Here is a 26371-nt window from a genome sequence, read left to right as displayed (position 1 = left end):
CGGCGCATGGCGCCCGCCACCCCGACACCACACCATGTCCGTTTCCCCCGCCGGCGCCCAGCCTGCCGGTTCCCGCGACGATGACGCCTTCCTGCGCATCGAGCACGTCAGCAAGCAGTTCGGCGACACCCGCGTGGTGCGCGACCTGTCCCTGGCCATCGGCCGCGGCGAGCTGTTCGCCCTGCTGGGCAGCTCCGGCAGCGGCAAGTCGACGCTGCTGCGCATGCTGGCCGGGCTCGAGACCGTGAGCGCCGGGCGCATCTGGCTGGACGGCCAGGACATCACCGACATGCCGGCCTACCGCCGGCCGGTGAACATGATGTTCCAGTCCTATGCGCTGTTTCCGCACATGAGCGTGCAAGCCAACGTGGCGTTCGGCCTGAAGCAGGAGGGCGTGGCGCGCGGCGAGATCGCCGAGCGGGTGGCTTCGACGCTGGAACTGGTGCAGATGGCGCAGTACGCCGGACGCAAGCCGGCGCAGCTCTCGGGTGGGCAGCAGCAGCGCGTGGCGCTCGCGCGCAGCCTGGTCAAGCGCCCCCGGCTGCTGCTGCTCGACGAGCCGATGTCGGCGTTGGACAAGAAAATCCGCCAGCAGACCCAGATCGAACTCGCGCGCATCCTGGAGCAGGTGGGCGTGACCTGCGTGATGGTCACCCACGACCAGGAAGAAGCGATGACGCTGGCCGACCGGCTGGCCATCATGAGCGAAGGCGAGATCGTGCAGTGCGGCACCCCGCACGACGTGTACGAGTATCCCAATTCCCGGTTCGTGGCCGGTTTCATCGGCTCGACCAATCTCTTCGAGGCGGTCATCGTCGAGGACGAGGCCGATCACATCGCCTTGCGCTCGGACGACATGCCGCAGCCGCTGTACGTGAATCACGGCGTGAGCGAACCGCTCGGCACCGCGGTCGCGGCCTCGGTGCGCCCGGAGCGCATCGCGGTGACGCGCACGCGCCCCCAGGCTCGCTCGAACTGGGTCGAGGGCGTGGTCGAGCATCTGGCCTACATGGGCGCCCACACCCTTTATCACGTGCGGCTGGCCTCGGGCAAACTCGTCGCGGCGAGCGTGCCCAGCCTGGTGCTCGCCACCGAAGGGGCGCCGGCGCTGGGCGAGACCGCCTTCCTGCGCTGGTCGGCGGACGCCGCCACCGTGCTCTCCGCCTAGGAGGTCGGGCATGGCCAAGCTTCCGCGCCGCGTGCTGCCTTCCGGGCGCGCCCTGGCGATCCTGCCGCCCTACCTGTGGCTGGTCGTCTTCTTCCTGGTGCCGTTCCTGCTGGTCGTGAAGATCAGCTTCTCGGAGATGCAGTTCGGCATCCCGCCCTACAGCCCGCTCATCGAATTGCAGGAAGGCGTGCTGCGCGTCTCGCTGCAGCTCCAGGGCTACGCGCGGCTGTTCACCGACAACCTGTACGTGGCGACCTACCTCAGCTCGCTGAAGATGGCCGCGGTCACGACCGTCTTCTGCATCCTGATCGGCTATCCGCTCACGTACTGCATCGCGCGCTCGGACCCGCGCACGCGCACCCTGCTGCTGCTCGCGGTGATCCTGCCGTTCTGGACCTCGCTGCTGCTGCGCGTCTATGCCTGGATCGGCATCCTGCGCAACGACGGCCTGCTCAACAACTTCCTGATGTGGCTGGGCCTGATCGACACGCCGCTCGAGATCTACCGCACCGACCTGGCGGTCTACATCGGCCTGGTCTATGCCTACCTGCCGTTCTTCATCCTGCCGCTGTACTCGCACCTGGTGAAGCTCGACGGCCGCCTGCTGGAAGCGGCCTACGACCTGGGCGCCAGGCCCTGGCGCGCTTTCGTCTCGATCACCCTGCCGCTTTCGCGCAACGGCATCATCGCCGGCGCCATGCTGGTCTTCATCCCCACGGTGGGCGAATACGTGATTCCCGAACTGCTGGGCGGCGCGAGCACGCTCATGATCGGCCGCGTCATGTGGACCGAGTTCTTCGGCAACACCGACTGGCCCATGGCCGCCGCCGTCACCTGCGTGATGGTGCTGCTCCTCCTGGTGCCGCTGGCGCTGTTCCAGCACAGCCAGGTCAGGGCGCTGGAGGAGCGGCGATGAGCGCCCCCGCCCGGCCGCCCGAAGGGGGCGCTCCCTCCCGCGGGGAGGTGGTCGCGCAGCGACCGGAGGGCACATCAATGAGCGCCCCCGCCCGGCCGCCCGAAGGGGGCGCTTCCTCCCGCGGGGAGGTGGTCGCGCAGCGACCGGAGGGTAGACCCATGAGCAGAGGTGGCAGCAAGACACTGCGCTGGCTGGTGCTGGCGCTGGGCTTCGGGTTCCTGTATGTGCCCATCGTCAGCATGGTGGTGTACTCGTTCAATGCGTCCACCCTGGTCACGGTGTGGTCGGGTTTCTCGCTGAAGTGGTACCAGTCGCTCTGGAACGACAGGGCGCTGCTCTCGGCGGCCTGGCTGTCCCTGCAGATCGCCGCCTTCACCGCGACGGCGGCCGTGATCGTGGGTACCTGGGCCGGGTTCGTGCTCGCCCGCATGGGGCGTTTTCGCGGCTTCTCGCTGTACGTCGCCATGGTCAGCGCGCCGCTGGTGATCCCGGAAGTGGTGCTGGGCATCTCGCTGCTGCTGCTCTTCGTCGAGATGGACGCCCTCTTCGGCTGGCCCGAAGGGCGCGGCGCCCTCACCATCTGGGCCGGGCACACCATGCTGTGCGTGGGCTACGTGGTCGTCATCATCCAGTCGCGCGTGCGCGAGCTCGACCGCACCCTCGAAGAGGCGGCGCTGGACCTCGGGGCCACGCCGCTCGGGGTCTTTTTCAAGATCACCTTGCCGCTGATCCTGCCCGCGCTGCTGGCCGCCTGGCTGCTGGCCTTCACCCTGTCGCTGGACGACGTGGTGATCGCCGCCTTCCTGTCGGGGCCGGGTTCGACCACGCTGCCGCTGGAGATCTTCTCGCGCGTGCGGCTGGGGCTGCGCCCGGAAGTCAATGCGCTCGCCACGCTGCTGATCGCGGTGGTGGCGGTGGGCATGCTGATCGCGCACGGGATGCAGCGGCGGCGCAAGTATTGATGGCGACGCGGTCGCGCGCGTGGCGCGCCCGTTTTTCATGGAGGGAGTCCGCGTGTTTGGACGCAAGCGCAAGACCCTGCCCGACGGCATCCCGATGCGCACCGACGAGCGGGCGAGCCGCGAAGACATCTACTACTGTTTTCGCCTGATCCTCGGGCGCAATCCCGACCCGGAAGAGATCCCCGGCCACTTCGCGCGCGCCGGCGCGGATCTCACCGCGATCGTCTCGACCTACGTCAATTCGCTGGAGTTCGCCCGCCGCAAGCTGCTCGCCGCCCCGGGCGACGACACGTACGTGCAGGCCGAGATCGAGGGGTTTCGCCTGATGGTCGGCGCCAATGACGAGGACGTCGGCAAGCCGGTGCTCGCCGGCGGCTACGAGGCCCACGTCACCCGGGTCTTTCGCGAGCGCCTGCGGCCGGGCATGCGCGTCGTGGACGTGGGCGCCAACATCGGCTACTTCAGCATGCTCGCGGCCAGCCTGGTGGAGGAGTCGGGGCACGTGCTCGCCTTCGAGCCGAATCCGGAGAACGGCCGCCTGCTCGAATGCAGCCGCCGCTTGAACGGCTACGAGCAGGTCCAGCTCTACCAGACGGCCGCGTCGGACCGCGACGGGCTGCTGGTGCTCAACGCCACGCACAGCAACGGCACCACCTCGCGCATCGACGATGCGCAGGCGCTGCTCACTGCGCGCACCGTGCCCTGCCTGCAGCTCGATCCGATCCTGCTGCGCGGGGGCAAGGTGGATTTCATCAAGATCGACGTCGAGGGCGCCGAGTACCTGGCGCTGTCCGGTGCGCGCGAACTGCTGGCGCGCGATCGCCCGGCCATCGTCAGCGAGTTCTCGCCCTCGACCATGCCGGGCATCAGCGGCGTCGACGGCCCGACCTACCTGCGCTTTCTGGCCGAGCTCGGCTATCGCTACACCGTACTGGGCGACGATCCCGCCGGCCTCGACTGCGGCCGGGACGTGGGCCGAGTCATGAACGCTTACGCCGGTGCGGGGGGCGATCATATAGACTTCCTGGCAGTCTGCGACTGAAGTGAGGCTCACCCCCTACGCGCTGACGCGCGCCCCCTCAAGGAAACGCCGGGCCGTCCCAAGTTTCCTTGCCCCCTCGGGGGCAGGCCGGGCGCAGCCCGACCCTGGGGGCGCTCCAACTGGCGGCACTGGCGGACCGGCAAAGTCGGCTCCGCGGTGCCCTGGATCGCATCGCCGCAGTGTCATACGCCAGGGTGGTGCGCGGCGCCATGAGGCCGCGCATCGTTGTCAGTACGCAGCAGGAGCCTCCTCATGCTCATCCGCCGTCCAACCGACATCTTGTCGTCCGAGATCACCCCCGAATCCGTCTATCGCGACCGGCGCCGCCTGGTCCAGGCGGGCGTGGCCGCGGGCCTGCTCGTCGCCGCGCAGGGTTACGCCGGCCGCCCGGCCCGTGCGGCCGAGCCGTCCGGGCTGGCGCCGCTCGCCGCCGAGCGCAACCCGGATTTCGTGATGCTCGACAAGCTTACGTCCTACGAGGACATCACCCACTACAACAACTACTACGAGTTCGGCACCGACAAGGGCGACCCGGCGATGTACGCCGACGCTCTGGAGATCGACCCCTGGAGCGTGATGATCGAAGGCGAGGTCGAGCAGCCGCGCAGCTTCACGCTGGAGGAGCTGCTCAAGCTCGCGCCCATGGAGGAGCGCGTGTATCGACTGCGCTGCGTCGAGGCCTGGTCCATGGTGATCCCCTGGATCGGCTATCCGCTCGCGCGCCTGATCGATGCCGCGCGGCCCACGGGCAACGCCAAGTTCGTGGCCTTCGAGACGGTGGTCCAGCCGAAGAACATGCCCGGCGTGCGCCGGCGGGTGCTCGACTGGCCGTATGTGGAAGGCCTGCGCATGGACGAGGCCCGTCATCCGCTGACCCTGCTCACCTTCGGCTTGTACGGCAAGGTGCTGCCCAAGCAGAACGGCGCGCCGGTACGTATCGTCGTACCCTGGAAATACGGCTTCAAGTCGGCGAAGTCGCTGGTGCGCATCCGCTTCACCGAGACCCAGCCGCCCACCGCCTGGGGGCGGTCGGCGCCCCAGGAGTACGGTTTCTATTCCAACGTGAATCCCGAGGTCTCGCATCCGCGCTGGAGCCAGGCCACCGAGAGGCGCATCGGCGAAGGCGGCTTCTTCACGCCCCGGCGCAAGACCCTGATGTTCAACGGCTATGCCGATCAGGTGGCCTCGCTCTACCAGGGCATGGACCTGAAGGCGAATTACTGAGTGCGCGTATCCGACGACAGCCCGAGTAGGCGGGGCGCCGGCGCAGCCGCTCGCCCGCGGCCCACTGCCCGGATCGGCCCGCTGCCGGTGCCGGCCGCCAAAGTGCTGCTGTTCTGCCTGGGGCTGGTGCCGCTGGCGCGCTGGGTCTGGCTGGGCGTGAACGGCGGCCTGACCGCCAACCCGCAGGAGTTCCTGTTGCGCTCGGCGGGCACCTGGACCTTCGTCTGCCTGCTGGTGACGCTGGCCATTTCGCCGCTGCGGGTCTGGCTGCGCCAGCCCGGCCTGATCCGCCTGCGCCGCATGTGCGGGCTGTTCGCGTTCTTCTACGCCTGCCTGCATTTTCTGGCGTACGCGGGGTGGGACCAGGGCTTCGACGTGCCCTTCATCCTGGCCGACATCGCCGAGCGCCCCTTCATCGCCTTCGGCTTCGTCGCCTTCGTGCTGCTGATCGCGCTGGCGGCCACGTCGCCGCAGGCCGCCATGCGCCGGCTCGGCCGCCACTGGCAGCGCCTGCATCGGGCGATCTACGCCATCGGCATCCTGGCTATCGTCCATCTGTACCTGCACAAGGCGGGCAAGAACGATTTCCAGGATGTCTGGTGGTTCGGCGGCGTGCTGGCCGCGCTGCTGGCCTGGCGGATCTGGCGGCGCTACAGGGTGAACCCACCCCCTACGCGCTGACGTGGCGCGCAGCGCCATGGACCGCTGAAGTACAGCCCCCCCCCACGCTCACTGCGTTCGCTGCCCCCCGGGCGGGCCTCAGCCTCTTTCGGGCGGCCGGGCAGCGGCTGACGACGCGGCCGGGCTGCAGCTACGGCCGAGGTTCTTTTCGATGATCGCCAGGTCGGCCGCGTCGGTCCTGCCGTCGTGGTTGAAGTCGTACCAGCTCGACTGGCCGCCGTTCAGCCGGCTCAGTTCCCGCCAGTTGTCCACGTCCTTCTGGTCCACCACCATGTCGCGGTTGCCGTCGCCCGGGCAATGGAGAGTGTCGTAGTCCAGGTTGTAGCTGGCCACGGCATCGTGCTGGTCCATCTCGGAACTGAGCCTGGCGTAGGCCTGCTGCTGCGCGCCGCTCAGCGACGAGGTGTCCAGCGGCGGGGCGGCGATCGCGACCAGCTCGCTGCCGTCCCTGTCCAGCAGAGGCGCGGGAGCGGCGGTGTCGATCCGGTAAAGCTCGTCCCTGATGTCGTAGCCGGTGGCGCTGTAGCTGTAGGCGCCGGGGTCGGCGGTGCCCATGGCCGGCTCGCACTGGTTGCGGGCCACGCGCACCAGCTTGTAGGTGCCGTCGGTGAGCGCCTTGGTGGCGGTCGGCAGGAAGGTGGTCGATTCGCCCTGGGCCGAACGGTACGCCTGGACCTGGCAGCAATTGTTGTAACCCGCTGCGGGCAAGCCGCTGGTCTCGCTGGACAGGTTGTCGCCGTACCAGATGCCGCCTTGGGCCAGGCATATGCCCTTCTGCGGGAAGAGGGTCGTGCAGACGTTGTTGGCCGCGGGCACCACGCAGGGGTATTGCTCGTCGGCCGTGCCGCTCGCCCTGAGGTTGGTGCCCATCTCGGTGAAGTTGGTGCTGCGGATGCTGGCCTGCCCCGCGTCGGTCAGGTAGGCCAGCATGGGCTGGGCGTCGACCGGGCGCTCGGCCGGGATGGCGGCGTCCACGTCGGAGCCCGCGATGTCGGCGAACAGCCGGTACAGGTCGACCGAGCCCACCATGTGCGGTACCTCGCGCCCGGGCGAGGCGATCATCGGGCCGGCCACCAGCAGCGGCACCCAGACCCCGGTCTGGTAGGGCGAGGCCTTGGCGCGCTTGGGATCGAAGCTGCCCGGCGCAGTGAACTTGACGCTGTTCACGTAAGTGCCGTTGTCGCCCACGACGACGACGACGGTGTCGGTCTGTTCGGGACGGTAGTCCAGCGTGCCGTCATCGTTGTACCTGGCCAGGCGCAGGCCCACCAGCAGGTCGCCGATCTTCCTGTCCATGGCCTCGATCATCAGGTTGGTGATGAGGTGGTTGTCGATGAGGTCGGTGACCTGCGTCAGCACCGGCGTATTCTCCGAGTCGGCCAGTGGCGAGCACACCAGGTTGTCGTTGCGGCCCGGCGTGCCCTCTGCGATCAGCGACACGGGCGGCAGTTGCAGGGGCGTGTGGATGCCCGAGTAGCCCACCGTCAGCATCCAGGGCTGGTCGGCCGGCTGCTGTGCGGCCCAGGCGAGGGCGCGGTCGGTCTCCAGGATGCTGCGGTAGCCGCGCGAAGACGGGTCGGAAGCCGGGATGACATGGCCGTCGCCGTTGGCCGTGCTCCTGACCCACCGGCCGCTGTAGTAGCCGTTCTGCGCCGTGAAGTCGACGTAGCTGGGCGGCGTGGCCTGGCAGGACTGGCCCGGGTCCAGGATGCCGCCGCGCTCCATGCAGCTTCGGCCCGGCGTGGTGACGTCACCGCCTATCGAGATCTGCGCGCAGTTGCCGTCGGCGAAGTAGCACGCGCCGGCATCGGCGCCGTTGGCCGCGTCGATCCGGGTGCTCGGGATGAAGCCGCACTTGTAGGGGCCGCTGTCGACGTCGGGGCCTTTGGTCGTCAGGCCCGCCCGGGTGTCGATGTTGTACGGCGCGCCGTCCAGGAAGCCGTCGAAATGATCCCAGCCCAGCTTCCACATGCTGTCGTAGCCGTAGGGCAGGTTGAACGCAGCGTTCAGGTCCGAGCCCGTCAGGTGCATCTTGCCGACCAGCGCGTTGGTGTAGCCCTGGGTCTTCAGGAGCTTGGGCAGCGTCATCTCGTAGGGCGAGGGCGCGGAATTGGCCAGGTCGGTGGCCACCAGCGCGTTCAGCACATTGGTCCGGGAGGGATAGCGCCCCGTGAAGAAAGTGGCCCGCGTGGGGGTGCAGGTGGGCATGGCCCACGCGTTGCGGAACTGCACGCCGGCCTGGGCGATGGCGGTAAGGTTGGGCGTTCTGGGCGGTACGGCGCCGCCGTAGCCGTAGGACGTCATCTGGTCCACGCCCAGGTCGTCGAGCACGATGAAAAGAATGTTGGGCTTGGCCGAGGCGGACGGCGGGGACGGATCGCCGGCCGAGGACGAATCGTGGCCGGAGCACGAAGCCAGCAGCGCCGCCATCGCCGTCAGAGCCATTGCGGATACGGGCCGGGGGTGTCTTGCGGGCATGGAGGTGCGCTCCTTTTCGTGAGGGCCGCCCGGCGGTAAAAAAACCGGTGACAATAGGTAATTCTGGTGACAATAGATTAAGGGCCGGCCCGCCGCCGGCCTATACCATGAAAAGGGTAAGGCCGATGGACTCTGGGAGCGGGCACCTGGGCGCCGACACGGGGCGGGACGGCGACGCAGCGCTCTGCCGCACGCTGCTGGTCGAAGACGACGAACCCCTGCGCCGGCGCTTCGAATCGATCCTGTCGGGCTGGCGGGGCGGCCGCCTGGTCGCGGCCTGCGGCACGCTGGGCCAGGCGATGGCGGTCCTGCAGAACGAGCCCGTCGATCTGCTCATCACCGACCTGCGCCTGCCGGACGGCCACGGCGTCCAGTGCATCCGCCGCCTGCGTGCGATCAACCCGCAGGCCGAGGCCATGGTGGTCTCCGCGCTGGCCGACAACGAGGTCGTGATCGCGGCCATCGAGGCCGGGGCGACAGGCTATCTGCTCAAGGACGTGGACTCTACCGATCTGATCGAGGCCATCGAGGAGTTGCGCGCCGGGCGCTCGCCGATTTCCTCGTCGATCGCGCGCGTCATCGTGCGGCGGCTGGGCGAGCGCGGGCAGCCGCCCCAGGCTCAGGCCTCGGCGCCGTCCCGGGAAGGCGCCGCCGCGCTCACGCCGCGCGAGACCGAGATCCTGTGCAGCATCGCCAAGGGCCTGACCTACGCCGAGGTGGCCGAGCAGCTTGGCCTGTCGCGCCAGACCGTGCCCGTGCATATCAAGAACATCTATCGCAAGCTGCAGGTCGGCAACCGTTCGGAGGCGGTGTTCGAGGCCTCGCGCCTGGGCCTGATATGGCTGTGAGCCGGCGCTGGCTCTGGGCCGTCCTGGCCGTGCTGGCGACGGTGGCGGCCAGCGCGCCGCTGTGGCTCTCGCTGCCGGTGCCGCCGCATACTCTGGTGATCGACCAGGCCCGCTACACGGCGGCCGGGAGCGCGCCCGCGCCGGTGGGCCTGCCCCACGTCCCGGGCGGCCACGGTGCCCGGGGCCACTACCGCATGGCCTTCGAGTTGGCCCAGGCACCCGCGCAGCAGCTCTACCTCTTCATTCCCATGCTCAGCTACCGCGCGATCATCGCGCTGGACGGCGATGTGCTGCTGGACACCGGGACGAACTCCCTGATCCCGGGCATCACGCTGGGCGTCTCGGCGCTGGTGCCGCTATCGGGCCGCCACCTGGCCGCGGGCCGCCACGTGCTCGACATCCTGCTCGAAGCGCCGGGCATCACGCGCGGCTACCTGTCGCCCCTGTACGTGGGCACCGCGCAGCAGATCGCGCCGTACCACAGGCTCAGGGTCCTGGTGCTCGAGCATACGCGCATGATGGTGCTGGCCTGCCAGCTACTGCTGGCCATCGCGACCCTGATGGCCTGGATCTACCGGCCGCAGGAATCCCTGTACGGCTGGCTGTTCCTGCTGCACTGGGTGTCCACGGCCTCTTACGCGGGCCTGCTGGCCGACGCCGTGCCCGGCGTGTTCGCCTGGCTGCCCTATGCCTTCACGTTCAGCATGGCCAGCGTCTTCATCCTGCACATCATTGCCCTGAAGATCAACGGCACCGCGCCGCCGGGCTGGCTGCGCGCCTGCGTGGTGGCCGTGCCCGGCGCGTGCATGCTGGCGATGGCGCTGGGCGTGGCGCCAGCCCGCACCGTGCTGATCGGCGTGGTGACGCCCGTCATGGTGGTCTCGCCCCTGATCACGGTCGCCATCTCGGCCTGGGGGGCGCTGGTGAAGAAGGCGCGGGAAGCCTGGCTGCTCCTGCTGCCCCTGTGCTTCTTCTCGCTGGCCACCCTGCACGACGGTGCGATCGTCGCCGGCAGGCTGGACGGCCCGGTCTTTCTTTCGCTCTATTACCGGCAACTGCTGATCGTGGCGATCGCGGTGATTCTCATGCGCCGATTGGGCCTGAGCCTGATGCGCCTGGACGGCGCCAACGCCCATCTCAAGCAGCGGCTGGCCGAACGCGAGGCCGAACTGCACCGCCTGCACGAAGAAGAGCGCAGCGAATCCGCCCGCCGCGTACGCAGCGAGGAGCGCCACCGGCTCACGGTGGACCTGCACGATGGCCTGAGCGGCCACCTGGCGTCGATCATCGCGCTGGCCGAGCGCGAGCACTCGAGCGGCATCGAGCGCACCGCGCGCGAAGCGCTCGACGACCTGCGCCTGGTGATCCATTCGCTGGACATCGGCGATCGCGAACTCATGGCCGCGCTCTCCGGCCTGCGTGAGCGGCTCGAGCCCCAGCTCAAGCGCCTGGGCGTGGGGCTGGAATGGTCGATGGCGCGGCTGCCCGAGATCTCCGGCGTCACGCCGGAGTACGCGCTGCACGTGCTGCGCATCGTGCAGGAGGCGGTCACCAACGCCCTGCGCCACGGCCCGGCCTCGCACATCGCGGTGCGCGGCGGTGCCGGTCCGCAGGGCGAAGCACGCATCGTCATCGACAACGACGGCATCCCCTATGCGGGTGCGGGCCAGGGCGGGGCGGGGGTGCAGAACATGGGCCGGCGCGCGGCCCTGCTGGGCGGCACGCTGCGCATCGAGGCACTGGCGGGCGGCACGCGGGTCACGCTCGCGCTGCCGCCGCGGCTCCCGGGCGGGCCCGGGGCGTGAGGCCGCGCCGGCGGCGGCGCGCGCCGCGCTTCTACAATGCGGGTTTTGCCGGAGATCCGTCTTGTCCCTCGAATCCTGGTTGCCCTGGCTCTGGCCGGCCCTCGGCAGCGGCGGCATGCTGCTCGGCATCCTCGCCCTGGCCGTGGTGCTGGCGCGCCGCCAGCGGCCCGACCCGCGGCTGGACCTGGTCCTCGCCACCCAGGAGAAGCTCGAACGCCTGCTGCGCGCCGACCTGGCCGACGCCCACCGCGGCCTGCGCAGCGAGCTCGAGGACTCCGCGCGCGCGCTGCGCGCCGAACTCATGCGCAGCGTCGAGGGCCTGCGCACCGTGATGTCGCACGACGCCGGCGAATCCCGGCGCGAGAACGCCCAGTCGCTGCACCGCTTCGCCGAAGGCTTCGGCCAGCAGCTCGCCCAGCTCACCGAGGCCAACGAGCGGCGCATGGCCGACATGCGGCAAACCCTGGAGGCCAGGCTCGCCGCGCTGCAGAACGACAACGCCGAGCGGCTGGAGCAGATGCGCCGCACCGTCGACGAGAAGCTGCACGACACCCTGGAAAAGCGCCTGGGCGAATCCTTCCGCCTGGTGTCCGAGCGCCTGGAGGCCGTGCACCAGGGCCTGGGCGACATGCGCCAGCTCGCGGCCGGCGTGGGCGACCTGCAGCGCGTGCTGGTCAACGTGAAGAGCCGCGGCACCTGGGGCGAAGTGCAGCTCGCCCGCCTGGTCGAGGACAGCATGACGCCCGACCAGTACGCCCGCAACGTCAAGCCCGTGCCCGGCAGCAACGAGGTGGTGGAGTTCGCCATCCGGCTGCCCGGACGCGACGACGACGCGCCGGTCTGGCTGCCCATCGACGCCAAGTTCCCCAAGGAAGACTACGAGCGCCTGGTGCTGGCCCACGAGCGCGCCGACGAGGACGCCATGCGCGTGACCGGTACCGCCTTCGAACGCGCGGTCGAGGCCGAGGCGCGGCGCATCACGGGCAAGTACGTGGCGCCGCCGCACACCACCGATTTCGCGATCATGTTTCTGCCCACCGAAGGCTTGTATGCCGAGGTGCTGCGCCGGCCCGGCTTGATGGATCGGCTCTTCGCGCTGCGCGTGAGCGTGGCCGGCCCGACCAATCTCGCCGCCCTGCTCAACAGCCTGCAGATGGGCTTTCGCACGCTGGCGATCGAACAGCGCTCGTCCGAGGTCTGGCAGGTGCTGCGCGCGGTCAAGACCGAGTTCGACAAGTTCGGCGACACGCTGGCCGGCGTGAAGAAGGCGCTCGAGACCGCGAGCAACCGCATCGGCCAGACCGAGACGCGCACCCGCGCCATGCTGCGCAGCCTGCGTTCGGTCGAGGCGCTGCCCGAACAGGATGCGGTGTCGCTGCTCGGCCTGCCGGAGGCGCCCGCGGCCACCGGGGACGATGCGGGCAAATAGTGCGGCCGCCGAGGGCGGCCTATACTGCGCCGGTCGTGTCCTGGCGCCACGGTAATCCCCGGGCTTCTGGCCCGGGCGAATGTCAATACAATCTCACCATGCTGACCCAAGACCAACTCAAGAAGCAGGCGGCCGAGGCCGCCCTGGAACTCGTGGCCGAGGTGGCCGGCCCCGACGTCGTCATCGGCGTGGGCACCGGCTCCACGGCCGATCTCTTCATCGACGGCCTGGCCGCCTTCAAGGGCCGCCTGCGCGGCACGGTGGCCAGCTCCGAGCGCAGCGCGCAGCGCCTGGCCGGCCACGGCCTGCCGGTGCTCGATCTGAACGACGTGGCGAGCATGCCGATCTACGTCGACGGCGCCGACGAGATCGACCACAGCCTGGCCATGATCAAGGGCGGCGGCGGCGCGCTCACGCGCGAGAAGATCGTCGCGTCGGTGGCCGAGCGCTTTGTGTGCATCGCCGACGAATCCAAGCTCGTGCAGCGCCTGGGCAGATTCCCGCTGCCCGTCGAGATCATCCCCATGGCCCGCGAGGTCGTGGCGCGCCGCCTGGCCGCGCTGGGCGGCAAGCCGGTGCTGCGCGCCGGCTTCGTCACCGACAACGGCAACCACATCCTCGACGTGCACGGCCTGGACATCCAGGACCCCAAGGGCCTGGAAGGGCTGGTCAACGACATCCCGGGCGTCGTCACCTGCGGCCTGTTCGCGATCGCGGGCGCGGACGTGGCCCTGCTCGCCACGCAGCAGGGCATACGGCGGCTGTGAGCCCCTGGCCGGGCGGCGGGCTGCGCTACCTCCGGCGCGGCCGGCCCGCATCGATGCGCCATAAGGGTTTCCGATAAATCATTCGGAAATCTCGTCTTGCCCGATAAATCGCCTGCTGGCTATCGTCATTGCTAGCCAGGCGCGTGCGTGTGCGCGTGCCGGTCCCGGCGTGCGGAGGGCCGCACGCGGACGACAGACAGGTCTTCGATGAGCACATCCCCGCTTGATTCCTTCCTCACGCCGCGTTCGGTCGCCGTGGTGGGCGCTTCCACGACACCGGACAAGATCGGTGCGGTGCCCCTGCGGCATCTCATCGAGCACGGCTACGACGGCGCGATCTTTCCCATCAACCCGGCGCACGCCGAAGTCCAGGGCTTGCCGGCCTATCCCAGCCTGCAGGCGGTCGGCAGGCCCATCGATCTGGCGATATTCGCCGTGCCGGCGGCCCGGGTGGACGATGCGATGAGCGATGCCGTCGCCGCCGGCGTGAAAAGCGTCGTGATGTTCTCGGCCGGCTTTGCCGAGATCGACGACGAAGGCGCCCGGGCGCAGCGGCGGATCGCCGAGCGGGCGCGCGCCGCGGGCATCCGCCTGCTCGGCCCCAATTGCCTGGGGTTCATGAACATCGGGCGCGCGGTCTACGCCACTTTCTCGCCGGTGCTCTCGACGGGCCTGGTGGCCAGCGGCCCGGTGGGCATCGTCAGCCAGAGCGGCGCCTTTGCCGCCTATGCCTACGGCATGGCGCGCGAGCGCGGCGTCGGCCTTTCGGTCTGGGTGGCCACCGGCAACGAGGCCGACATCCAGGTGGCCGACTGCATCGCCTGGATGGCGAACGACCCGGCCACGCGCGTCATCATGGCCTATCTCGAGGGGTGCACGGACGGCGAGAAGCTGAAACAGGCCCTGGCGCTGGCGCGTGCCGTGCGCAAGCCGGTGGTCATCGTCAAGGTGGGACGCAGCGAACTCGGCGCGAAGGCGGCGGCCTCGCATACGGCTGCGCTCGCCGGCGACGATGCCGTGTTCGACGCGCTGTTCCGCCAGTACGGCGTGTGGCGCGCACGCACGATCGACGAATTCTTCGATGTGGCGCATTGCCTGGCGGTATCGCCGCTGCCCGCGCACGGCTCGGTCGGCCTGCTCACGGTGTCGGGCGGCGTGGGCGTGCTGATGGCCGACGAGGCCGCCGAGCTCGGGCTGGACGTTGCGCCCATGCCCGGCGAGGCGCAGGCGCGGATCCGGGCGCGCGTGCCCTTTGCCGGCACCATGAACCCGGTCGACGTGACCGGCCAGGTGACCGCCGACCCGGAACTGCTGCCGCTGGCGGCCCATACGATGCTGGCCCAAGGCGGCTACGGGGCGCTCGTCATCTTCCTGGCGGCGGCCGGGTTGACGCCCGCGATGCAGGCGATGCAGTTGCGCCTGGCGCACGAGCTGACGGCCGCGCATCCCGACCGGCTGCTCATGTTCAGCACCCTGGCCGACGCCGCCCATCAGCGGGCGCTCGCCGCCAGGGGATGCCTGACCTTCCCCGACCCGAGCCGCGCCTTGCGCGTGCTGGCGGCCGCGGACTTCTTTCGCCGGCAGTTCTCCGTGCCGCCATCACTGCCCGAGCAGGCGAGCGAGCGCACTGCGCTCCGCCTGGAGCCCGGCCTGCGCAACGAGGCGGATGCGCTCGCGCTGTTGCGCGAGCACGGCATTGCCAGTCCGGCCATACGCCGGGCGGTGTCGCGCGAGCAGGCCTGCGCGGCCGCGCAGGCGCTCGGCTTTCCCGTGGCGATGAAGGTGTTGTCGGCGGCGCTGCCGCACAAGACCGAGGCCGGTGGCGTCGTGCTGGGCGTCAACGATCTTGCGCAGGCGGCGCAGGCCTACGACCGGATACGCGAGCGCGTCGCGGCGGCCGTGCCCGACGCGGCGATCGACGGCGTGCTGGTCGCGCCCATGGTGGCCGGCGGTGTCGAGTGCATTCTGGGCGCGCACCGCGACCCGGTGCTGGGTGCCGTGGTGATGCTGGGCGCCGGCGGCGTGAACGTCGAGCTGATGCGCGACGTGAGCTTCCGGCTGGCCCCGGTGGACCGGCAACAGGCCCGCGCCATGATCGACGAATTGAAGAGCGCGCCGCTGCTGCGCGGGTTTCGCGGCGCCCCCGTGGCCGACGTGGAGGCGCTGGCGGATGCCATCGTGCGCCTGTCCAGGCTGGCCTTCGACGCGGGCGAGACGCTGGCCGCGATCGACATCAACCCGCTGCGCGTGATGCCGGTCGGCCAGGGAGTGCTGGCATTGGATGCGCTCGTCGCCGGTCGCGACCCCGAAGCCGCCGGCGCCGCCTGAGCCCGGACCCGCGCGAGCGGCGGCGCCCGGGCCGGGAGGTCGCTGCGCGCGGATGCCGACGGTGCGCAGCCGGCGTGCCGGTTCGGCAGCGCGACTGGTTACTCCGCGCGGATGTCGGCGGCGCGGATGACCTCGCTCCACTTGGCCGTTTCGGAGGCCATGAAGCGTGCGAACTCGTCCGCCGTGCCGGGATGGGCCTCCAGCCCCTGGTCGAGCAGCTTGCGGGCGATCTCGGGGTCGCGCAGGGCTTCGCCGATCCGGCCTTCCAGAGTCCCGACGATCTCTTGCGGTGTTGCGGCGGGCGCCATGAAGCCGTACCACCCGGAGGCGACGACGTTCGGCAGTCCTTGCTCGCGCAGCGGACGCGCCTGCGGGTAGATCGCGCTGGGTTGCTCCGAGGCGACGCCGAGCACGCGCAGCCGGCCGGACTGGATGTGCGGCAGTGCCGAGCTGATGGCGGTGAGCGTTGCGTCCACCCGTCCGGCGATCAGTTCGGTATAGGCCATGGCGTCCCCGCGAAAGTGCACGTTGAGCCCCGTCACCCCGGCATCCCGGAACAGCAGTTCGGCGGCCAGATGCGGCTGCGACGCAGGCGCGGGCGAGCCGAAGGTGAGCCCCTCGGGCTTGCTTTTGCCGTAGGCGAGGAAGGATTCGACGCTGTCGTAGGGTGCCTCGGCATTGACGACCAGGAACAGCGGCGCCATCACCGCCATTGCCACGGGGCGCAGGTCTTTCTGCGGATCGTAGGACAGCTTGCCGAAGAGCGCCGACGCGGTGGCGTAGGGCGCGGCGGCGTAGAGCAGCGTATAGCCGTCGGGCGCGGCACGGGCGACGGCTTCGTTGGCGATGCGCGTGCCGGCGCCGGGGCGGTTCTCCACCACGAACTGCTGGCCCAGCATGCCGCCCAGGCGTTCGCCCAGGATGCGCGCCGAAATGTCGCTGGCGCCGCCGGGCGCGTAAGGGGATATCAGGCGGATGGCGCGTGTGGGCCACGCTGCGTCCCGCGCGTGCGCGCGGCCGAAGGCCGCCGCGCCGCAGGCCGCGGCCAGACTGCGTAGCAAGGTGCGGCGAGTGATGCTCATAGGTGTGTCTCCTGGTCGATGGGCGACCGGCGTGCGTCGCGAGCGCGGGCATCGTCCGGTCAGCGGCCCGTTCGGAAGCGGGCTCGTCCCGCCACGATAGAAGCGTCCAGCCTTATCGGACAATCTGCTTTTTTTGAGAAACCTATCGGAAAGGCTTATAGAATCGGAACCCTGTCATCAACCGGAGCCGCCGGCATGCACGTGACTCTGCAGCAATTGCGCGCCTTCGTCGCGGTGCTGGAGACAGGCAGCTTTTCCGAGGCCGCGAAAGCCATGCACCTGTCGCAGGCCGCCCTGAGCGGCCTCGTCAAGGAGCTGGAATCCCGCGTCGGCGTGCGGCTGCTGGATCGCAACACGCGCCATGTGTCCGCCTCGGGCGTGGGCGGCGAGTTCGCGCCGCTGGTGCGCCGGGTCCTGGCCAACCTCGATGAAGCGCTGGACAGCCTGGCCAACCTCAAGGCGCTGCGTGGCGGCACTGTGCGGGTGGCCGCCCCCGAGCCGCTCTCGTGCACGGTGCTGCCGGGCCTGATCGCGCGCTATACCGAGCAGTACCCGCAGGTGGACGTGCGCTTCGAGGACGTACCCATCGAGCAGGTGCTGAGCGGGTTGGCGAACGGCAGTTGCGACATCGGCTTCGGGCCGGCCGGCGCGCTGCTCGACGACGCGCTGCAGGCGCAGGCGCTCTGGTCCGACCCGCTGTGGGTCGCGCTGCGTCCGGACGACCCCCTCGCCGGGCGCCGCGCCGTGCGCTGGCTGGACCTCGCCGGACACAGCCTGATCAACTACATGCCCAATCTGGCCGCCAACGTGCTGGCCCAGGTGCCCACGCGGCGCCATCCCCGCAATATCGTCCCGGTGCACCGGGTCAACACGGCGCTCGCGCTGCTGCGGGTGCGCGCCGGGGCGGCGATCTGCCCCGCGTCGGCCGAGTCGCTGGTCCGCGGCTTCGGGCTTGCCTTCCTGCCCCTGGAGCAGCCCGTGGTGCGATGGCGCGTGGCCTTGTTCGAGCGTCGCGGCACGGCGCTGTCGCCGGCCTCGGAGAGCTTCGCCGCCTTCATTCGCGAGTGCGCGCGGGCGCATCCCGAGCGCGCCGTCTGAGCGGCGCGACCTCGATCGTCGCCCCTTCAGCGCGGCGCGCCGGCCCTGTCGAAAACACCGCGCGCCTGCGTTTTGAGCTCCTGCACGATGTGGCTCAATTGCGCGTCCAGGCGGCGGATGGGGCCGCCGACCCCCAGCGCGACGCGCTGCCCCTGGATCGTGTACTCCAGGGGTGCCGACACCATGCCGGTATCCTCGAACACACCGCCGCGCGACACCACGAAACCGTGCCTGCGGGCCGCCTCCAGCCGCTGGCGCAGCGCCCTCGCATCGATGGGCTGCACGCGTGCCTGCCGGCGCGCCTTGCGCAGCAGCGCCAGCCATTCGCGGGCGTCCATCGTGCTGAGCAGGGCCAGGCCGGTGCCGGAGGTGAAGAGCGGCCTGAACACCCCGACTTCGGTCGGCACGACGCGCGGCCGCCGCCGCTGCGCCACGATCAGGTATTGCGTATGGATGCCTTTGCGCACGGCGACCACAGCGGTCTCGCCCGTGCTGCGGTGCAGTTGTTCGGCCGCGCGCAGCAGCGCCGGTTCGGCGGCGAGCCCGTCGTCGCCGATCCAGCGGCCCAGGTGGGCGACCCTGGTGCTGGGCACGTAGGTGTGGCTGCGCCGGTCGTGGACCAGATAGCCGTGCTGCACCAGCGTGGCGAGCAGGGCCGCGGCGCTCGACTGGGGATAGCCGCTGGCGCTCACCACGTCCTTCAGCGCCAGCGGGGCCTGCGCCTGGTCGAACAACTGCAGCAGTTCCAGTACGCGGGCCGCGCTCTTGACGTCAGCGTGTGCCATCGAGGCGCGGCAGATAGGCCTGTTCCAGAGCGTGCAGGCCGGGCAGGCCGAGAACGTGCTCCAGAGCGTCCAGCGCCAGCGGCGCCTGCGGCAGCGGGCGGCCCTCGCGCAGCGCGAGCAGATTGCCTTGCACGGCGGCCGCGGCGCTCATCAGCGGCATCAAAGGGTGCGTGACGACGGCTACCTTGCCGTCGAAAGCGCCCGCGGCCTGGCGGCCGGCCCAGCCCAGCGCGGCGATGAAGAGCGGCAGGCCGCAGGCATGCCGGACCTCGTCGAGGAACGCCAGGCGCCGCAGGGCCGGGCTGACGAGCTTGATGGCATCGACGCCGGTATCGGCATAGCGCCGTGCGCGTGCCAGCACCTCGGCTTCGTCGTGCGCATCGATGCGCGCCACGATCATGAGTTCGGGGTCGCGCCTGGCTCGTAGCGCGGCGCGCAGCTTGCCTTCCGCCTCATCGATGCTCACCAGCGCGGGCGGTTCGCCCAGCAGCGGACACCGCTTGGGCGACACCTGGTCTTCCAGCGTGATGGCGGACACGCCGCGCTGTTCGAGCGCCTGCACGGTGCGCATGACGTTGAGCGCGTTGCCGTAGCCATCGTCGGCGTCGGCAAGCACGGGCATGTCGACGCGAGCCGCCACGTTGCCGCACACCTGGATCGTCTCCGACGCCGTGCACAGCTCCATGTCGGGCAGCCCGAGCAGCGAGGCCGACACGCCGAACCCGGAAACCACCACCGCCTCGAATCCCGCCTGCTGGGCGAGCAGCGCGCTCATCACGTCGTAGCAGCCCGGCACGATCAGCGGCGCCTCGGCCGCCAGGGCGCGCCGAAGGCGTCGGCGGCGTTGTGCGGCGTCGGCGGCGCCGGTCATGTCCTTGGTGTCCTGCATGGTTCTGTCTCCCGAGTGTTTGCGCAAGCCTAGGAAGGTTCCGGCGCGCAGGCAAGCGTCGGCCGCCCACCCCGGGCATCGTCTTCCAAGCATGTGGAAGGCATGGCGCGGCTACGTGCGCGACGGCTTGAGCGTGCCGAACCGCCATGTTCTAGTGCATGCCGCATATCCGCTATCCATGGCGCTGCAACCCACCCCCGCGTAGGAAAAAACTGCGCGATGCGATCCAGGGCACAGCGGAGCCGGCTTTGCCGGTCCGCCAGTGCCGCCCCCTCAGGGGGGCGCGCGTCAGCGCGTAGGGGGCATTCCAATCGAGGAGACATCGTATGAAACTGACCGGACACCCCTGGTGCGCCGCACTCTGCCTGGCCTTCGCCGCGCACGCGGCCGCGGCCGCGGACTATCCCGTGAAGCCCCTGACCATCATCGTGCCGTTCTCCGGCGGCAGCGGCTCGGACGCCACCGCGCGCTACTATGCCGAGCGCATGGCGCCGCTGCTCGGCCAACCCATCGTCGTGGAGAATCGGCCCGGCGCGGACGGCGCCATCGGCATGGTCGCCGCCAAGCATGCGCCGGCAGACGGCTACACCCTGGTGCAGGGCGGCATCTCGCCGTCGGTGGTCAATGCGGTCATGATGAAGGCGCCCGGCTACGATCCGCTGGAAGACTTCGTGCCCGTGCTGGGTTATGGCCGCAACATGAACGTGCTGATCACCCGGATCGACGCACCCTTTGCCACCGTGTCCGAAGCCGTCGCCCATGGCCGCAGTACGGGCCGGCCGCTGAATATCGGTACTTTTTCCACCACCCTGAAGCTGGCGGCCGCCTGGCTGGGCAAGGGGCTGGGCATCGATCTGCAGAGCATTCCGTACAAAGGGCAGACCCAGGCGATCAACGACGTGATCGGCGGACAACTGGATCTCGCGCTGGTCGACCTGGGCGGCGCCACGCCGCTGCTCAAGGGCGGGCAGATCAAGGCGATCGCGGTGACGGGGCAGGAACGCAGCCCGGATTTTCCGCAAGTGCCGACCGTCGCCGAAAGCGGCGTGCCCGACTACGTGCTCTATAGCTGGAATGCTTTCTTCGTGAGAAGCGAAACGCCGGCTGACATCCGCGAGCGGCTTGCCCAGGCCGTGCGCACCGTCATGACGGATGCGGACACCGTGGAGAAGTTCTATCGGCCCAAGGGTACCGAGGGCATTCCGGACGATGCCAATGAAGTGCGCGAGCTGCAGCGCCGCGAGATCGAGCGCTTCCGGCAGGTAGCCGACGAGCTGGACCTGGAGCGGCAATGACGTATCCCCACGCCAACCCCCTCAAAGAGCGTGTCGCGGCAGGCGAGGCAGCCTGCGGGATCTACGTGCAGATGGACAGCGTGGATGCCGTGGAGATCGCCGCTGCCGCCGGGCTGGACTACGTCATCCTCGACGAGGAGCATGGCGCGCCGAGCGGCGCACGCACGACGGCGCTGATCCGCGCGGCCCAGGCCTGCGGCATCGTGCCCATCGTGCGGGTGGCGGACCAGGATCGCACCGCCTTGCGGCGCGCCGTCGAGGCGGGCGCCGCGGGCATCTATGTGCCCGACGTCCGGTCCGCCGACCAGGCGAGGCAGGCGGTCGCCGCCGTGAAATTCGGCCATCGGACGGCGGGCGCGGGGCGGGGTGCCTGCCCGTCGGTGCGCGCGGCGCGCCATGGCGCGGTGCCATGGCCCGACTACACGGCCTGGAACGACCGCTACGTGCAGCTCACCGTGCTCATCGAAAGCCGCGAGGGGCTGCGGGCGCTGGACGAGATCCTGGCGGTGCCCGGCGTGGACGCCGTGGCCCTGGGCCGCTTCGACCTGGCTCACGAGCTGGGGCTCAACGGCGACCGGTACGGCGCGGCGATGGAAGCGGTCTTCGCGCAGTTCCTGGCCCAGGTCAGCGCCGCCGGCATGCCCTGGTTCGCGCGCGTCGCGCCCGGGCCGCAGGAACACATGCGCGAGGCTTACGCGCGCCTGCGCAGGCAGGGCGCGTGCATGTTCACGCTGGGCTCCGATCGCGAGCTGCTGCTCAAATCGTTCCGGGGCGCGCTGGCGCCCATGCAGCCGTCCGCATGACCCTCGCCGCTCGGCCCGTGCTGCGCGCTCGACCCCTGGCATGCGTCGAGCCAGGGCAACCGCGCGGCCGGGCGCGCGATCATTGCGCGGCGAAACCGCACACGGTATCCACGTTCAGCCGCACCGGCGTGCGGGCACCCACCTCGAGCGCGTCGCGGCTCGGCGCCAGGGCGAGCAGGTGGTGCCCCGAAGGGAGCTGCAGCGTGTAGAGATACTCCGCGCCGCGAAACACCCGGTGCACCACTTCGGCCTGGACGGCGCTTTCGTCGGCCTGCAGGCGCAGGGCATCCGGGCGGATCAGCACGTCGACATCGTCCGTATCGCCGGGCGCCCGGGCCGCGTCGAGCCGCAGCGTGCCCAGTTCAGTGCGTACGCGGCCGTCGCCCAGCCGCGTGCCGGGCAGCAGGGCGCCTTCGCCCACGAAACCGGCGACGTAGCGATCGGCCGGGTGGTGGTACAGCGCGTAGGGCGTGTCCCACTGCAGCAGCCGGCCCTCGGCCATCACGCCCACCTGGTCGGCGATGGCGAAGGCCTCGCGCTGGTCGTGCGTGACGAGGATGGCGGTGGCGCCGGCCTGCTTGAGTATCCCGCGCACTTCGTCGGCCAGGCGCTCGCGCAGCGTCACGTCCAGGTTGGAAAAAGGCTCGTCCATGAGCATCAGGCGCGGCGCCGGGGCGAGCGCGCGGGCGAGCGCCACGCGCTGCTGCTGCCCGCCGGACAGCTCGTGCGGATAGCGTGCGCCCATGGCGGACAGGCCGACCAGCTCGAGCATCTGCTCGACCCGGAAGGCGCATTCGCGGCGCTCCAGCCTGCGCAAGCCGAAGGCGACGTTCTGCGCGACCGTCAGGTGAGGAAACAGCGCGTAGTCCTGGAACACCACGCCCACGCGCCGCTCTTCCGGCGACAGCATGCCGCGCTCGTAGGCGACGCGCTCGCCGCCGAGGTGGATCTCGCCCGCGCGCACCGGCTCGAAACCGGCGATGGCGCGCAGCACCGTCGTCTTGCCGCAGCCCGAGGCGCCCAGCAGGCAGCCGATCTGGCCTTCGCCCAGGTGCAGCGAGAAGTCGTGCACGACCGGGTGGGCGGCGTAGGCGATGGCGACGGTTCGGATGTCCAGCATGGCGGGTCTCAACGGCGTAGCGTGGTGGGGCGGGCGTCGGTCTCGCGTACGAGCAGGGCGACCGGAAGCAGGCCGACCAGGACGATGAAGGCGGCGGGCAGCGCGGCGCTCTGCCACATGGATTCGGCCGTGAGCTGATAGATGCGCACGGCGAGAGTGTCCCAGCCGAAGGTGCGCGTCATCAGCGTGATCGGCATCTCCTTGAGCACATCGACGAACACCAGGAGGAAAGCGGCGAAGAGGCCGGGGCGCATCAGCGGCAGGTAGATGCGCGCCAGGCGCTGGCGCGGGCCCAGGCCGAGCGAGCGCGCGGCATCGTCCTGGCTGCGCGTGACGCGTTGCATCGCGCTGTCGCTCGCCTGGTAGGCCACGGTCAGAAAGCGCGCCACCAGGGCGAGCAGCATGGCGGCCAGGGTGCCCTTGAGCACCGGCGCACCGGCCAGGCCGAAGGCCTGCGCCAGCGGCGCCAGGCGCTCGTCCAGCCAGGCGATCGGGATGAACACGCCCACCGCGAGCACCGCGCCGGGCACGGCGTAGCCCAGCACGGCCAGGCGGATGGTCCACGCCGTGGCGGCGTCGTCGTACCGGCGCCGCAGCCAGGCCAGGCAGACCGCCAGCGCGGTGGCGACGGCGGCGGCGGAAAAGGAAAGCGTGACCGAGTTGGCCGCGAACTGCCAGTAGCGGGCGTCCAGCTCGTCGCGCCAGACCGAACCCGCCCACAGCGCCAGTTGCAGCACCGGGATCGCGAAGGCGATCAGCAACACCAGCAGGCAGGCGGCGCAGGCGAGCCAGCCGGCGGCGCGGCCCAGGCGTACGCGCGGGCTGTGGCCGTAGGCCACCTGGTACTGCCGGCGGCCGCGCTGGCGCTGCTCCAGGGCGGCGATCAGGAGTACGCACAGCACCAGCAGCGAGGCGAGCTGGGCCGCGCCCGGCAGGTTGAACAGGCCGAACCAGGACTTGTAGATCGCCGTGGTGAAGGTGTCGTAGTTGAGCACCGCGACCGCCCCGAAGTCGGCCAGCGTCTCCATCATGACCAGCATCAGGCCGCCGGCGATCCATGGCCGCGCCATCGGCACCGCCACCTGCGCGAACGCGCGCCAGCGCGGCAGGCCGAGCGTGCGGGCGGCCTCGAGGGCGCGCCGGCCCTGCGTCTGGAAGGCATTGCGCGCGAGCAGGTAGACGTACGGGTAGAGCGCCATCGTCAGCACGGCGGCGGCCACTCCGGCGTGGTTGCGCAGGCCAGGAAAGAAGGCGCTGGTGCCGAACCACGCCCGGGCCCAGGTCTGCGCCGGGCCGGCGAAATCGAACAGGCCCATCTGCACGAAGGCGAGCACGTAGGCCGGGATGGCCAGCGGCAGCATCAGGGCCCACGCGAAGAAGCGGCGCCCCGGGAAGTCGCACACGGCCGTGAGCCAGGCCAGCGGCACACCGACGGCGAGCACGCCGATGGCGACCAGGGCCATCAGCTTGGCGGTGTTCAGCACGACGCGCGGCAGGACGTGCCGGGCCAGGTGCTGCCAGATCTCAGCCTGCGGATACAGGAAATAGCCCAGCACCACCAGCAGCGGCACCAGGGTCAGCAGGGCGATCGGCAGCGCATACAGCGCGCCGCGGCTCCAGCCGCTGCGTGCGGCCGGCGCGCGGCGCCAGCCCCGGCGGCCGGCCGGGGCTGCGGCGGACAGGTCAGCGGTAGCCGGCACGATCCAGGAGCAGGATGGCCTCGGGCTGGAGCTTGCCGATGTCGGACGCGTTGATGGGGTTGGCCTCGTAGGTGCCCCAGGCCTTCACGATGGCGTCGGGCGCCACCGCCGGGTTGACCGGGCTTTCGTAGGTGCCATGCGTGTAGCCGTTCTGCGCCGCGTCCGAAGACAGCCATTCCATCAGCTTGAGCGCGCCCTGCGGGTTCTTCGCGTGCGTGACCACGCCAGCGCCGGACAGATTCACATGCACGCCGCCTTCGTCCTTGCCCTGGTTGGCCCAGAACAGATGGACCTGCTCCTTGAAGTCGGACTTGGCGGCGATCAGGCGGCCGTAGTAGTAGGTGTTGGCGATGCCCACCGTGCATTGTCCCGCGGCGACGGCTTCGAGCAGGCTGGTGTCGTTGGTGAAGACCTCGGTGGCGAGGTTGTCCACCCAACCGCGGACGATCTCCTCGGCCTTCTGCGCGCCGTGCTGGTGGATCAGCATGGCGACCAGGGACTGCGTGTAGGTCTGCTTGCCGGTGCGCAGGCAGAGCTGGCCCTTCCACTTCGGGTCGGCCAGGTCCTCGTAGGTCGAGAGCTGCTCGGGCTTGACCTTCCGGGGATCGAAGAAGAGGGTGCGTTCGCGGCGCGACAGGCCGTACCAGCGGCCTTGCGGGTCGCGCATGGTCTCGGGCACGTTGGCCGCGAGGATCTCGGACGGCGCGGCCTCGATGAGGCCGCGGTCGGCCGCGCGCCAGAGGTTGCCCACGTCCACGGTGATCAGCATGTCGGCCTGCGTGGCCTCGCCCTCGGCGGCCAGGCGCTCCATGAGCGCGCTGCCGTTGTCGTTCAGCAGGCGCACCTCGACGCCGGTTTCCTCGGTGTACTTGTCCAGGATGGGCTTGATCAGGCGCTCGATGCGCGAGGAATAGATCGTGACGGGCTCGGCCGCCTGGGCAAGACCGGCGCAGAACGTGCCGGCAACGACGGCCGCGCTCGCCAGGATTCGGGGTCGGAACACGTGCGGGATCTCCTAAGGGTGGGCCAGGCGCCGGCCGTGCGCGCAAAAGCCTGGAATTATAGAAAAAAATGAGAACTGTTATCGATGGTTTCAAGCTGGTCCGACACGCCGGCCGCCGCCGGGTTCCCTCCGTGCGCGGCCGACACATCACTGCCACATTCCCGGCCTATACTCGTGCATCGCTCGCGGGTGACGTCATCTGCCGGCGGGTGGCAGCTGAATGCAAGGAGTCAGGCACCATGGAACACACACACAAGCAATTCGACGCTGAACTGGAGAACGTGCGCTCCCGCTTCCTGCAGATGGGCGGGCTCGTCGAGTCGCAGATCACGGGTGCCATCGATGGTCTGGCCAACGGCGACATCGAGCAGCTCGATCGGGTGATCGCGCGCGAGGCCGAGGTCAACCGCTACGAGACGGACCTGGACGAGGCGATCGGCCGCATCCTGGCGCTGCGCCAGCCGGCGGCCGTCGATCTGCGTCTGATGATCACGCTCACCAAGATGATCACCGACATGGAGCGCGCCGGCGACGAGGCCGAGAAGATCGCGCGCATGGCCAAGATGATCCACGAGGCCGGCCGGCGCAACATGCCGCAGGTCGAACTCTGGCACATGGCCAACTACGTCGCCACGATGATGCGCCAGACGCTGGACGCCTTTGCGCGTTCGGACGCCAAGGTCGCGGCCAACGTCGTGCGCCAGGACAAGAGCGTGGACATCGAATGGCAGGGCGCCATCCGCCACCTCATCACCTACATGATCGAGGATCCGCGCACGATCTCGCGCTCGATCGAACTGCTCTTCATCGCCAAGGCGCTCGAGCGCATCGGCGACCATGCCAAGAACATGTCCGAGCTGGTGATCTACATGATCAAGGGCAAGGACGTGCGGCACACCGGCGTGGACAACGTCGAAAAGCAGGCCACCGGCGACTGAGCCGGCGCGC

22 protein-coding genes are annotated in these 26371 nt (G+C 70.0%); 15 read left to right on the top strand and 7 right to left on the bottom strand.

Translation table 11 applies throughout. The annotated features are described in order from the left end of the window. Nucleotides 1-34 precede the first annotated feature (34 nt). The 6 genes from FOZ76_RS24350 (at nucleotide 35) to FOZ76_RS24325 (ending at nucleotide 5993) form a co-directional block, all read left to right on the top strand. Nucleotides 35-1168, top strand: coding sequence for an ABC transporter ATP-binding protein (locus tag FOZ76_RS24350; RefSeq protein WP_143950895.1), 1134 nt, complete (start codon nucleotides 35-37; stop codon nucleotides 1166-1168). A 10-nt stretch (nucleotides 1169-1178) separates the two neighbouring features. Then, complete coding sequence (locus FOZ76_RS24345) at nucleotides 1179-2084, top strand: ABC transporter permease subunit (RefSeq protein WP_143950894.1); 906 nt, start codon at nucleotides 1179-1181, stop codon at nucleotides 2082-2084. A gap of 158 nt (nucleotides 2085-2242) precedes the next feature. Next, a complete protein-coding gene (locus FOZ76_RS24340) occupies nucleotides 2243-3046 on the top strand; it encodes an ABC transporter permease subunit (RefSeq protein ID WP_143950893.1) in 804 nt (267 codons plus the stop codon). A 52-nt stretch (nucleotides 3047-3098) separates the two neighbouring features. Further along, nucleotides 3099-4088: an FkbM family methyltransferase gene (locus tag FOZ76_RS24335; protein WP_170235617.1), complete on the top strand. Its 990-nt coding sequence runs from the start codon at nucleotides 3099-3101 to the stop codon at nucleotides 4086-4088. A gap of 252 nt (nucleotides 4089-4340) precedes the next feature. Next, complete coding sequence (gene msrP / locus FOZ76_RS24330) at nucleotides 4341-5312, top strand: protein-methionine-sulfoxide reductase catalytic subunit MsrP (RefSeq protein WP_143950891.1); 972 nt, start codon at nucleotides 4341-4343, stop codon at nucleotides 5310-5312. After that, nucleotides 5313-5993: a protein-methionine-sulfoxide reductase heme-binding subunit MsrQ gene (locus FOZ76_RS24325; protein WP_425473349.1), complete on the top strand. Its 681-nt coding sequence runs from the start codon at nucleotides 5313-5315 to the stop codon at nucleotides 5991-5993. A gap of 78 nt (nucleotides 5994-6071) precedes the next feature. Here the strand turns inward: FOZ76_RS24325 and FOZ76_RS24320 are convergent, their stop codons facing one another. Beyond that, the gene (locus tag FOZ76_RS24320) at nucleotides 6072-8471 is read right to left on the bottom strand and encodes a sulfatase-like hydrolase/transferase (RefSeq protein ID WP_246129751.1); all 2400 of its coding nucleotides are present in this window, start codon (nucleotides 8469-8471) and stop codon (nucleotides 6072-6074) included. A gap of 125 nt (nucleotides 8472-8596) precedes the next feature. Between FOZ76_RS24320 and FOZ76_RS24315 the strand changes: the two genes are divergently transcribed. From FOZ76_RS24315 to FOZ76_RS24295, 5 genes are all read left to right on the top strand, one after another. Next, a complete protein-coding gene (locus FOZ76_RS24315; RefSeq protein ID WP_143950890.1) occupies nucleotides 8597-9319 on the top strand; it encodes a response regulator in 723 nt (240 codons plus the stop codon). After that, on the top strand, nucleotides 9316-11124 hold the full coding sequence (locus FOZ76_RS24310) for a sensor histidine kinase (RefSeq protein ID WP_211366478.1): 1809 nt from the start codon (nucleotides 9316-9318) through the stop codon (nucleotides 11122-11124). Before FOZ76_RS24315 ends, FOZ76_RS24310 begins: the two co-directional genes overlap by 4 nt. Nucleotides 11125-11239: 115 nt before the next feature. Beyond that, nucleotides 11240-12553, top strand: a complete 1314-nt coding sequence (locus FOZ76_RS24305) for a DNA recombination protein RmuC (protein WP_143951256.1) — start codon at nucleotides 11240-11242, stop codon at nucleotides 12551-12553. Nucleotides 12554-12651: 98 nt separating this feature from the next. Then, nucleotides 12652-13320, top strand: coding sequence for a ribose-5-phosphate isomerase RpiA (gene rpiA, locus FOZ76_RS24300; protein WP_143950888.1), 669 nt, complete (start codon nucleotides 12652-12654; stop codon nucleotides 13318-13320). A 207-nt stretch (nucleotides 13321-13527) separates the two neighbouring features. Then, nucleotides 13528-15648, top strand: a complete 2121-nt coding sequence (locus FOZ76_RS24295; RefSeq protein ID WP_143950887.1) for an acetate--CoA ligase family protein — start codon at nucleotides 13528-13530, stop codon at nucleotides 15646-15648. A 98-nt stretch (nucleotides 15649-15746) separates the two neighbouring features. Here FOZ76_RS24295 and FOZ76_RS24290 read toward each other — a convergent pair whose 3' ends face one another. Further along, nucleotides 15747-16730: a Bug family tripartite tricarboxylate transporter substrate binding protein gene (locus FOZ76_RS24290; RefSeq protein WP_143950886.1), complete on the bottom strand. Its 984-nt coding sequence runs from the start codon at nucleotides 16728-16730 to the stop codon at nucleotides 15747-15749. A gap of 195 nt (nucleotides 16731-16925) precedes the next feature. On the opposite strand from FOZ76_RS24290, the gene FOZ76_RS24285 reads away from it, so the two are divergent. Next, nucleotides 16926-17828 (top strand): LysR family transcriptional regulator, encoded by a 903-nt coding sequence (locus FOZ76_RS24285; protein ID WP_143950885.1) that lies wholly within the window; start codon nucleotides 16926-16928, stop codon nucleotides 17826-17828. Between the two features lie 26 nt (nucleotides 17829-17854). Here FOZ76_RS24285 and FOZ76_RS24280 read toward each other — a convergent pair whose 3' ends face one another. Both FOZ76_RS24280 and FOZ76_RS24275 read right to left on the bottom strand, forming a co-directional pair. Beyond that, nucleotides 17855-18613: an IclR family transcriptional regulator gene (locus tag FOZ76_RS24280; protein ID WP_143950884.1), complete on the bottom strand. Its 759-nt coding sequence runs from the start codon at nucleotides 18611-18613 to the stop codon at nucleotides 17855-17857. After that, nucleotides 18600-19502: an isocitrate lyase/PEP mutase family protein gene (locus tag FOZ76_RS24275; RefSeq protein ID WP_170235616.1), complete on the bottom strand. Its 903-nt coding sequence runs from the start codon at nucleotides 19500-19502 to the stop codon at nucleotides 18600-18602. The genes FOZ76_RS24280 and FOZ76_RS24275 overlap by 14 nt, the downstream gene beginning before the upstream one ends. Nucleotides 19503-19828: 326 nt before the next feature. Here FOZ76_RS24275 and FOZ76_RS24270 point away from each other — a divergent pair, with 326 nt between their 5' ends. Continuing rightward, complete coding sequence (locus tag FOZ76_RS24270) at nucleotides 19829-20797, top strand: Bug family tripartite tricarboxylate transporter substrate binding protein (protein ID WP_143950882.1); 969 nt, start codon at nucleotides 19829-19831, stop codon at nucleotides 20795-20797. Beyond that, on the top strand, nucleotides 20794-21600 hold the full coding sequence (locus tag FOZ76_RS24265) for an HpcH/HpaI aldolase family protein (RefSeq protein WP_143950881.1): 807 nt from the start codon (nucleotides 20794-20796) through the stop codon (nucleotides 21598-21600). The genes FOZ76_RS24270 and FOZ76_RS24265 overlap by 4 nt, the downstream gene beginning before the upstream one ends. Nucleotides 21601-21679: 79 nt before the next feature. Here the strand turns inward: FOZ76_RS24265 and FOZ76_RS24260 are convergent, their stop codons facing one another. From FOZ76_RS24260 to FOZ76_RS24250, 3 genes are read right to left on the bottom strand one after another with little or no spacing between them, the layout of a single operon-like run. Further along, nucleotides 21680-22720: an ABC transporter ATP-binding protein gene (locus FOZ76_RS24260; protein ID WP_143950880.1), complete on the bottom strand. Its 1041-nt coding sequence runs from the start codon at nucleotides 22718-22720 to the stop codon at nucleotides 21680-21682. A gap of 8 nt (nucleotides 22721-22728) precedes the next feature. Continuing rightward, on the bottom strand, nucleotides 22729-24420 hold the full coding sequence (locus tag FOZ76_RS24255; RefSeq protein WP_246129750.1) for an ABC transporter permease: 1692 nt from the start codon (nucleotides 24418-24420) through the stop codon (nucleotides 22729-22731). Further along, complete coding sequence (locus tag FOZ76_RS24250) at nucleotides 24404-25423, bottom strand: extracellular solute-binding protein (protein ID WP_143950879.1); 1020 nt, start codon at nucleotides 25421-25423, stop codon at nucleotides 24404-24406. Before FOZ76_RS24250 ends, FOZ76_RS24255 begins: the two co-directional genes overlap by 17 nt. Nucleotides 25424-25662: 239 nt before the next feature. Between FOZ76_RS24250 and phoU the strand changes: the two genes are divergently transcribed. Continuing rightward, nucleotides 25663-26361, top strand: coding sequence for a phosphate signaling complex protein PhoU (phoU, locus tag FOZ76_RS24245; RefSeq protein WP_143950878.1), 699 nt, complete (start codon nucleotides 25663-25665; stop codon nucleotides 26359-26361). The last annotated feature ends 10 nt before the right edge of the window (nucleotides 26362-26371 follow it).

Source organism: Verticiella sediminum (genome assembly GCF_007558815.1).
GTDB classification, from domain to species: Bacteria; Pseudomonadota; Gammaproteobacteria; order Burkholderiales; family Burkholderiaceae_B; genus Verticiella; species Verticiella sediminum.
The sequence above is the reverse complement of the archived record's forward strand: the minus strand, read 5'-3'. Positions and strand labels throughout refer to the sequence as shown.

What these genes read in the sequence shown, in the direction of transcription:
- FOZ76_RS24350 (WP_143950895.1), top strand. Translation starts at nt 35, where the DNA reads ATGTCCGTTTCCCCCGCCGGCGCCCAGCCTGCCGGTTCCCGCGACGAT.
- FOZ76_RS24345 (WP_143950894.1), top strand. Translation starts at nt 1,179, where the DNA reads ATGGCCAAGCTTCCGCGCCGCGTGCTGCCTTCCGGGCGCGCCCTGGCG.
- FOZ76_RS24340 (WP_143950893.1), top strand. Translation starts at nt 2,243, where the DNA reads ATGAGCAGAGGTGGCAGCAAGACACTGCGCTGGCTGGTGCTGGCGCTG.
- msrP (WP_143950891.1), top strand. Translation starts at nt 4,341, where the DNA reads ATGCTCATCCGCCGTCCAACCGACATCTTGTCGTCCGAGATCACCCCC.
- FOZ76_RS24320 (WP_246129751.1), bottom strand. Translation starts at nt 8,471, where the DNA reads ATGCCCGCAAGACACCCCCGGCCCGTATCCGCAATGGCTCTGACGGCG.
- FOZ76_RS24315 (WP_143950890.1), top strand. Translation starts at nt 8,597, where the DNA reads ATGGACTCTGGGAGCGGGCACCTGGGCGCCGACACGGGGCGGGACGGC.
- FOZ76_RS24305 (WP_143951256.1), top strand. Translation starts at nt 11,240, where the DNA reads ATGCTGCTCGGCATCCTCGCCCTGGCCGTGGTGCTGGCGCGCCGCCAG.
- rpiA (WP_143950888.1), top strand. Translation starts at nt 12,652, where the DNA reads ATGCTGACCCAAGACCAACTCAAGAAGCAGGCGGCCGAGGCCGCCCTG.
- FOZ76_RS24295 (WP_143950887.1), top strand. Translation starts at nt 13,528, where the DNA reads ATGAGCACATCCCCGCTTGATTCCTTCCTCACGCCGCGTTCGGTCGCC.
- FOZ76_RS24290 (WP_143950886.1), bottom strand. Translation starts at nt 16,730, where the DNA reads ATGAGCATCACTCGCCGCACCTTGCTACGCAGTCTGGCCGCGGCCTGC.
- FOZ76_RS24285 (WP_143950885.1), top strand. Translation starts at nt 16,926, where the DNA reads ATGCACGTGACTCTGCAGCAATTGCGCGCCTTCGTCGCGGTGCTGGAG.
- FOZ76_RS24280 (WP_143950884.1), bottom strand. Translation starts at nt 18,613, where the DNA reads ATGGCACACGCTGACGTCAAGAGCGCGGCCCGCGTACTGGAACTGCTG.
- FOZ76_RS24275 (WP_170235616.1), bottom strand. Translation starts at nt 19,502, where the DNA reads ATGCAGGACACCAAGGACATGACCGGCGCCGCCGACGCCGCACAACGC.
- FOZ76_RS24270 (WP_143950882.1), top strand. Translation starts at nt 19,829, where the DNA reads ATGAAACTGACCGGACACCCCTGGTGCGCCGCACTCTGCCTGGCCTTC.
- FOZ76_RS24265 (WP_143950881.1), top strand. Translation starts at nt 20,794, where the DNA reads ATGACGTATCCCCACGCCAACCCCCTCAAAGAGCGTGTCGCGGCAGGC.
- FOZ76_RS24260 (WP_143950880.1), bottom strand. Translation starts at nt 22,720, where the DNA reads ATGCTGGACATCCGAACCGTCGCCATCGCCTACGCCGCCCACCCGGTC.
- phoU (WP_143950878.1), top strand. Translation starts at nt 25,663, where the DNA reads ATGGAACACACACACAAGCAATTCGACGCTGAACTGGAGAACGTGCGC.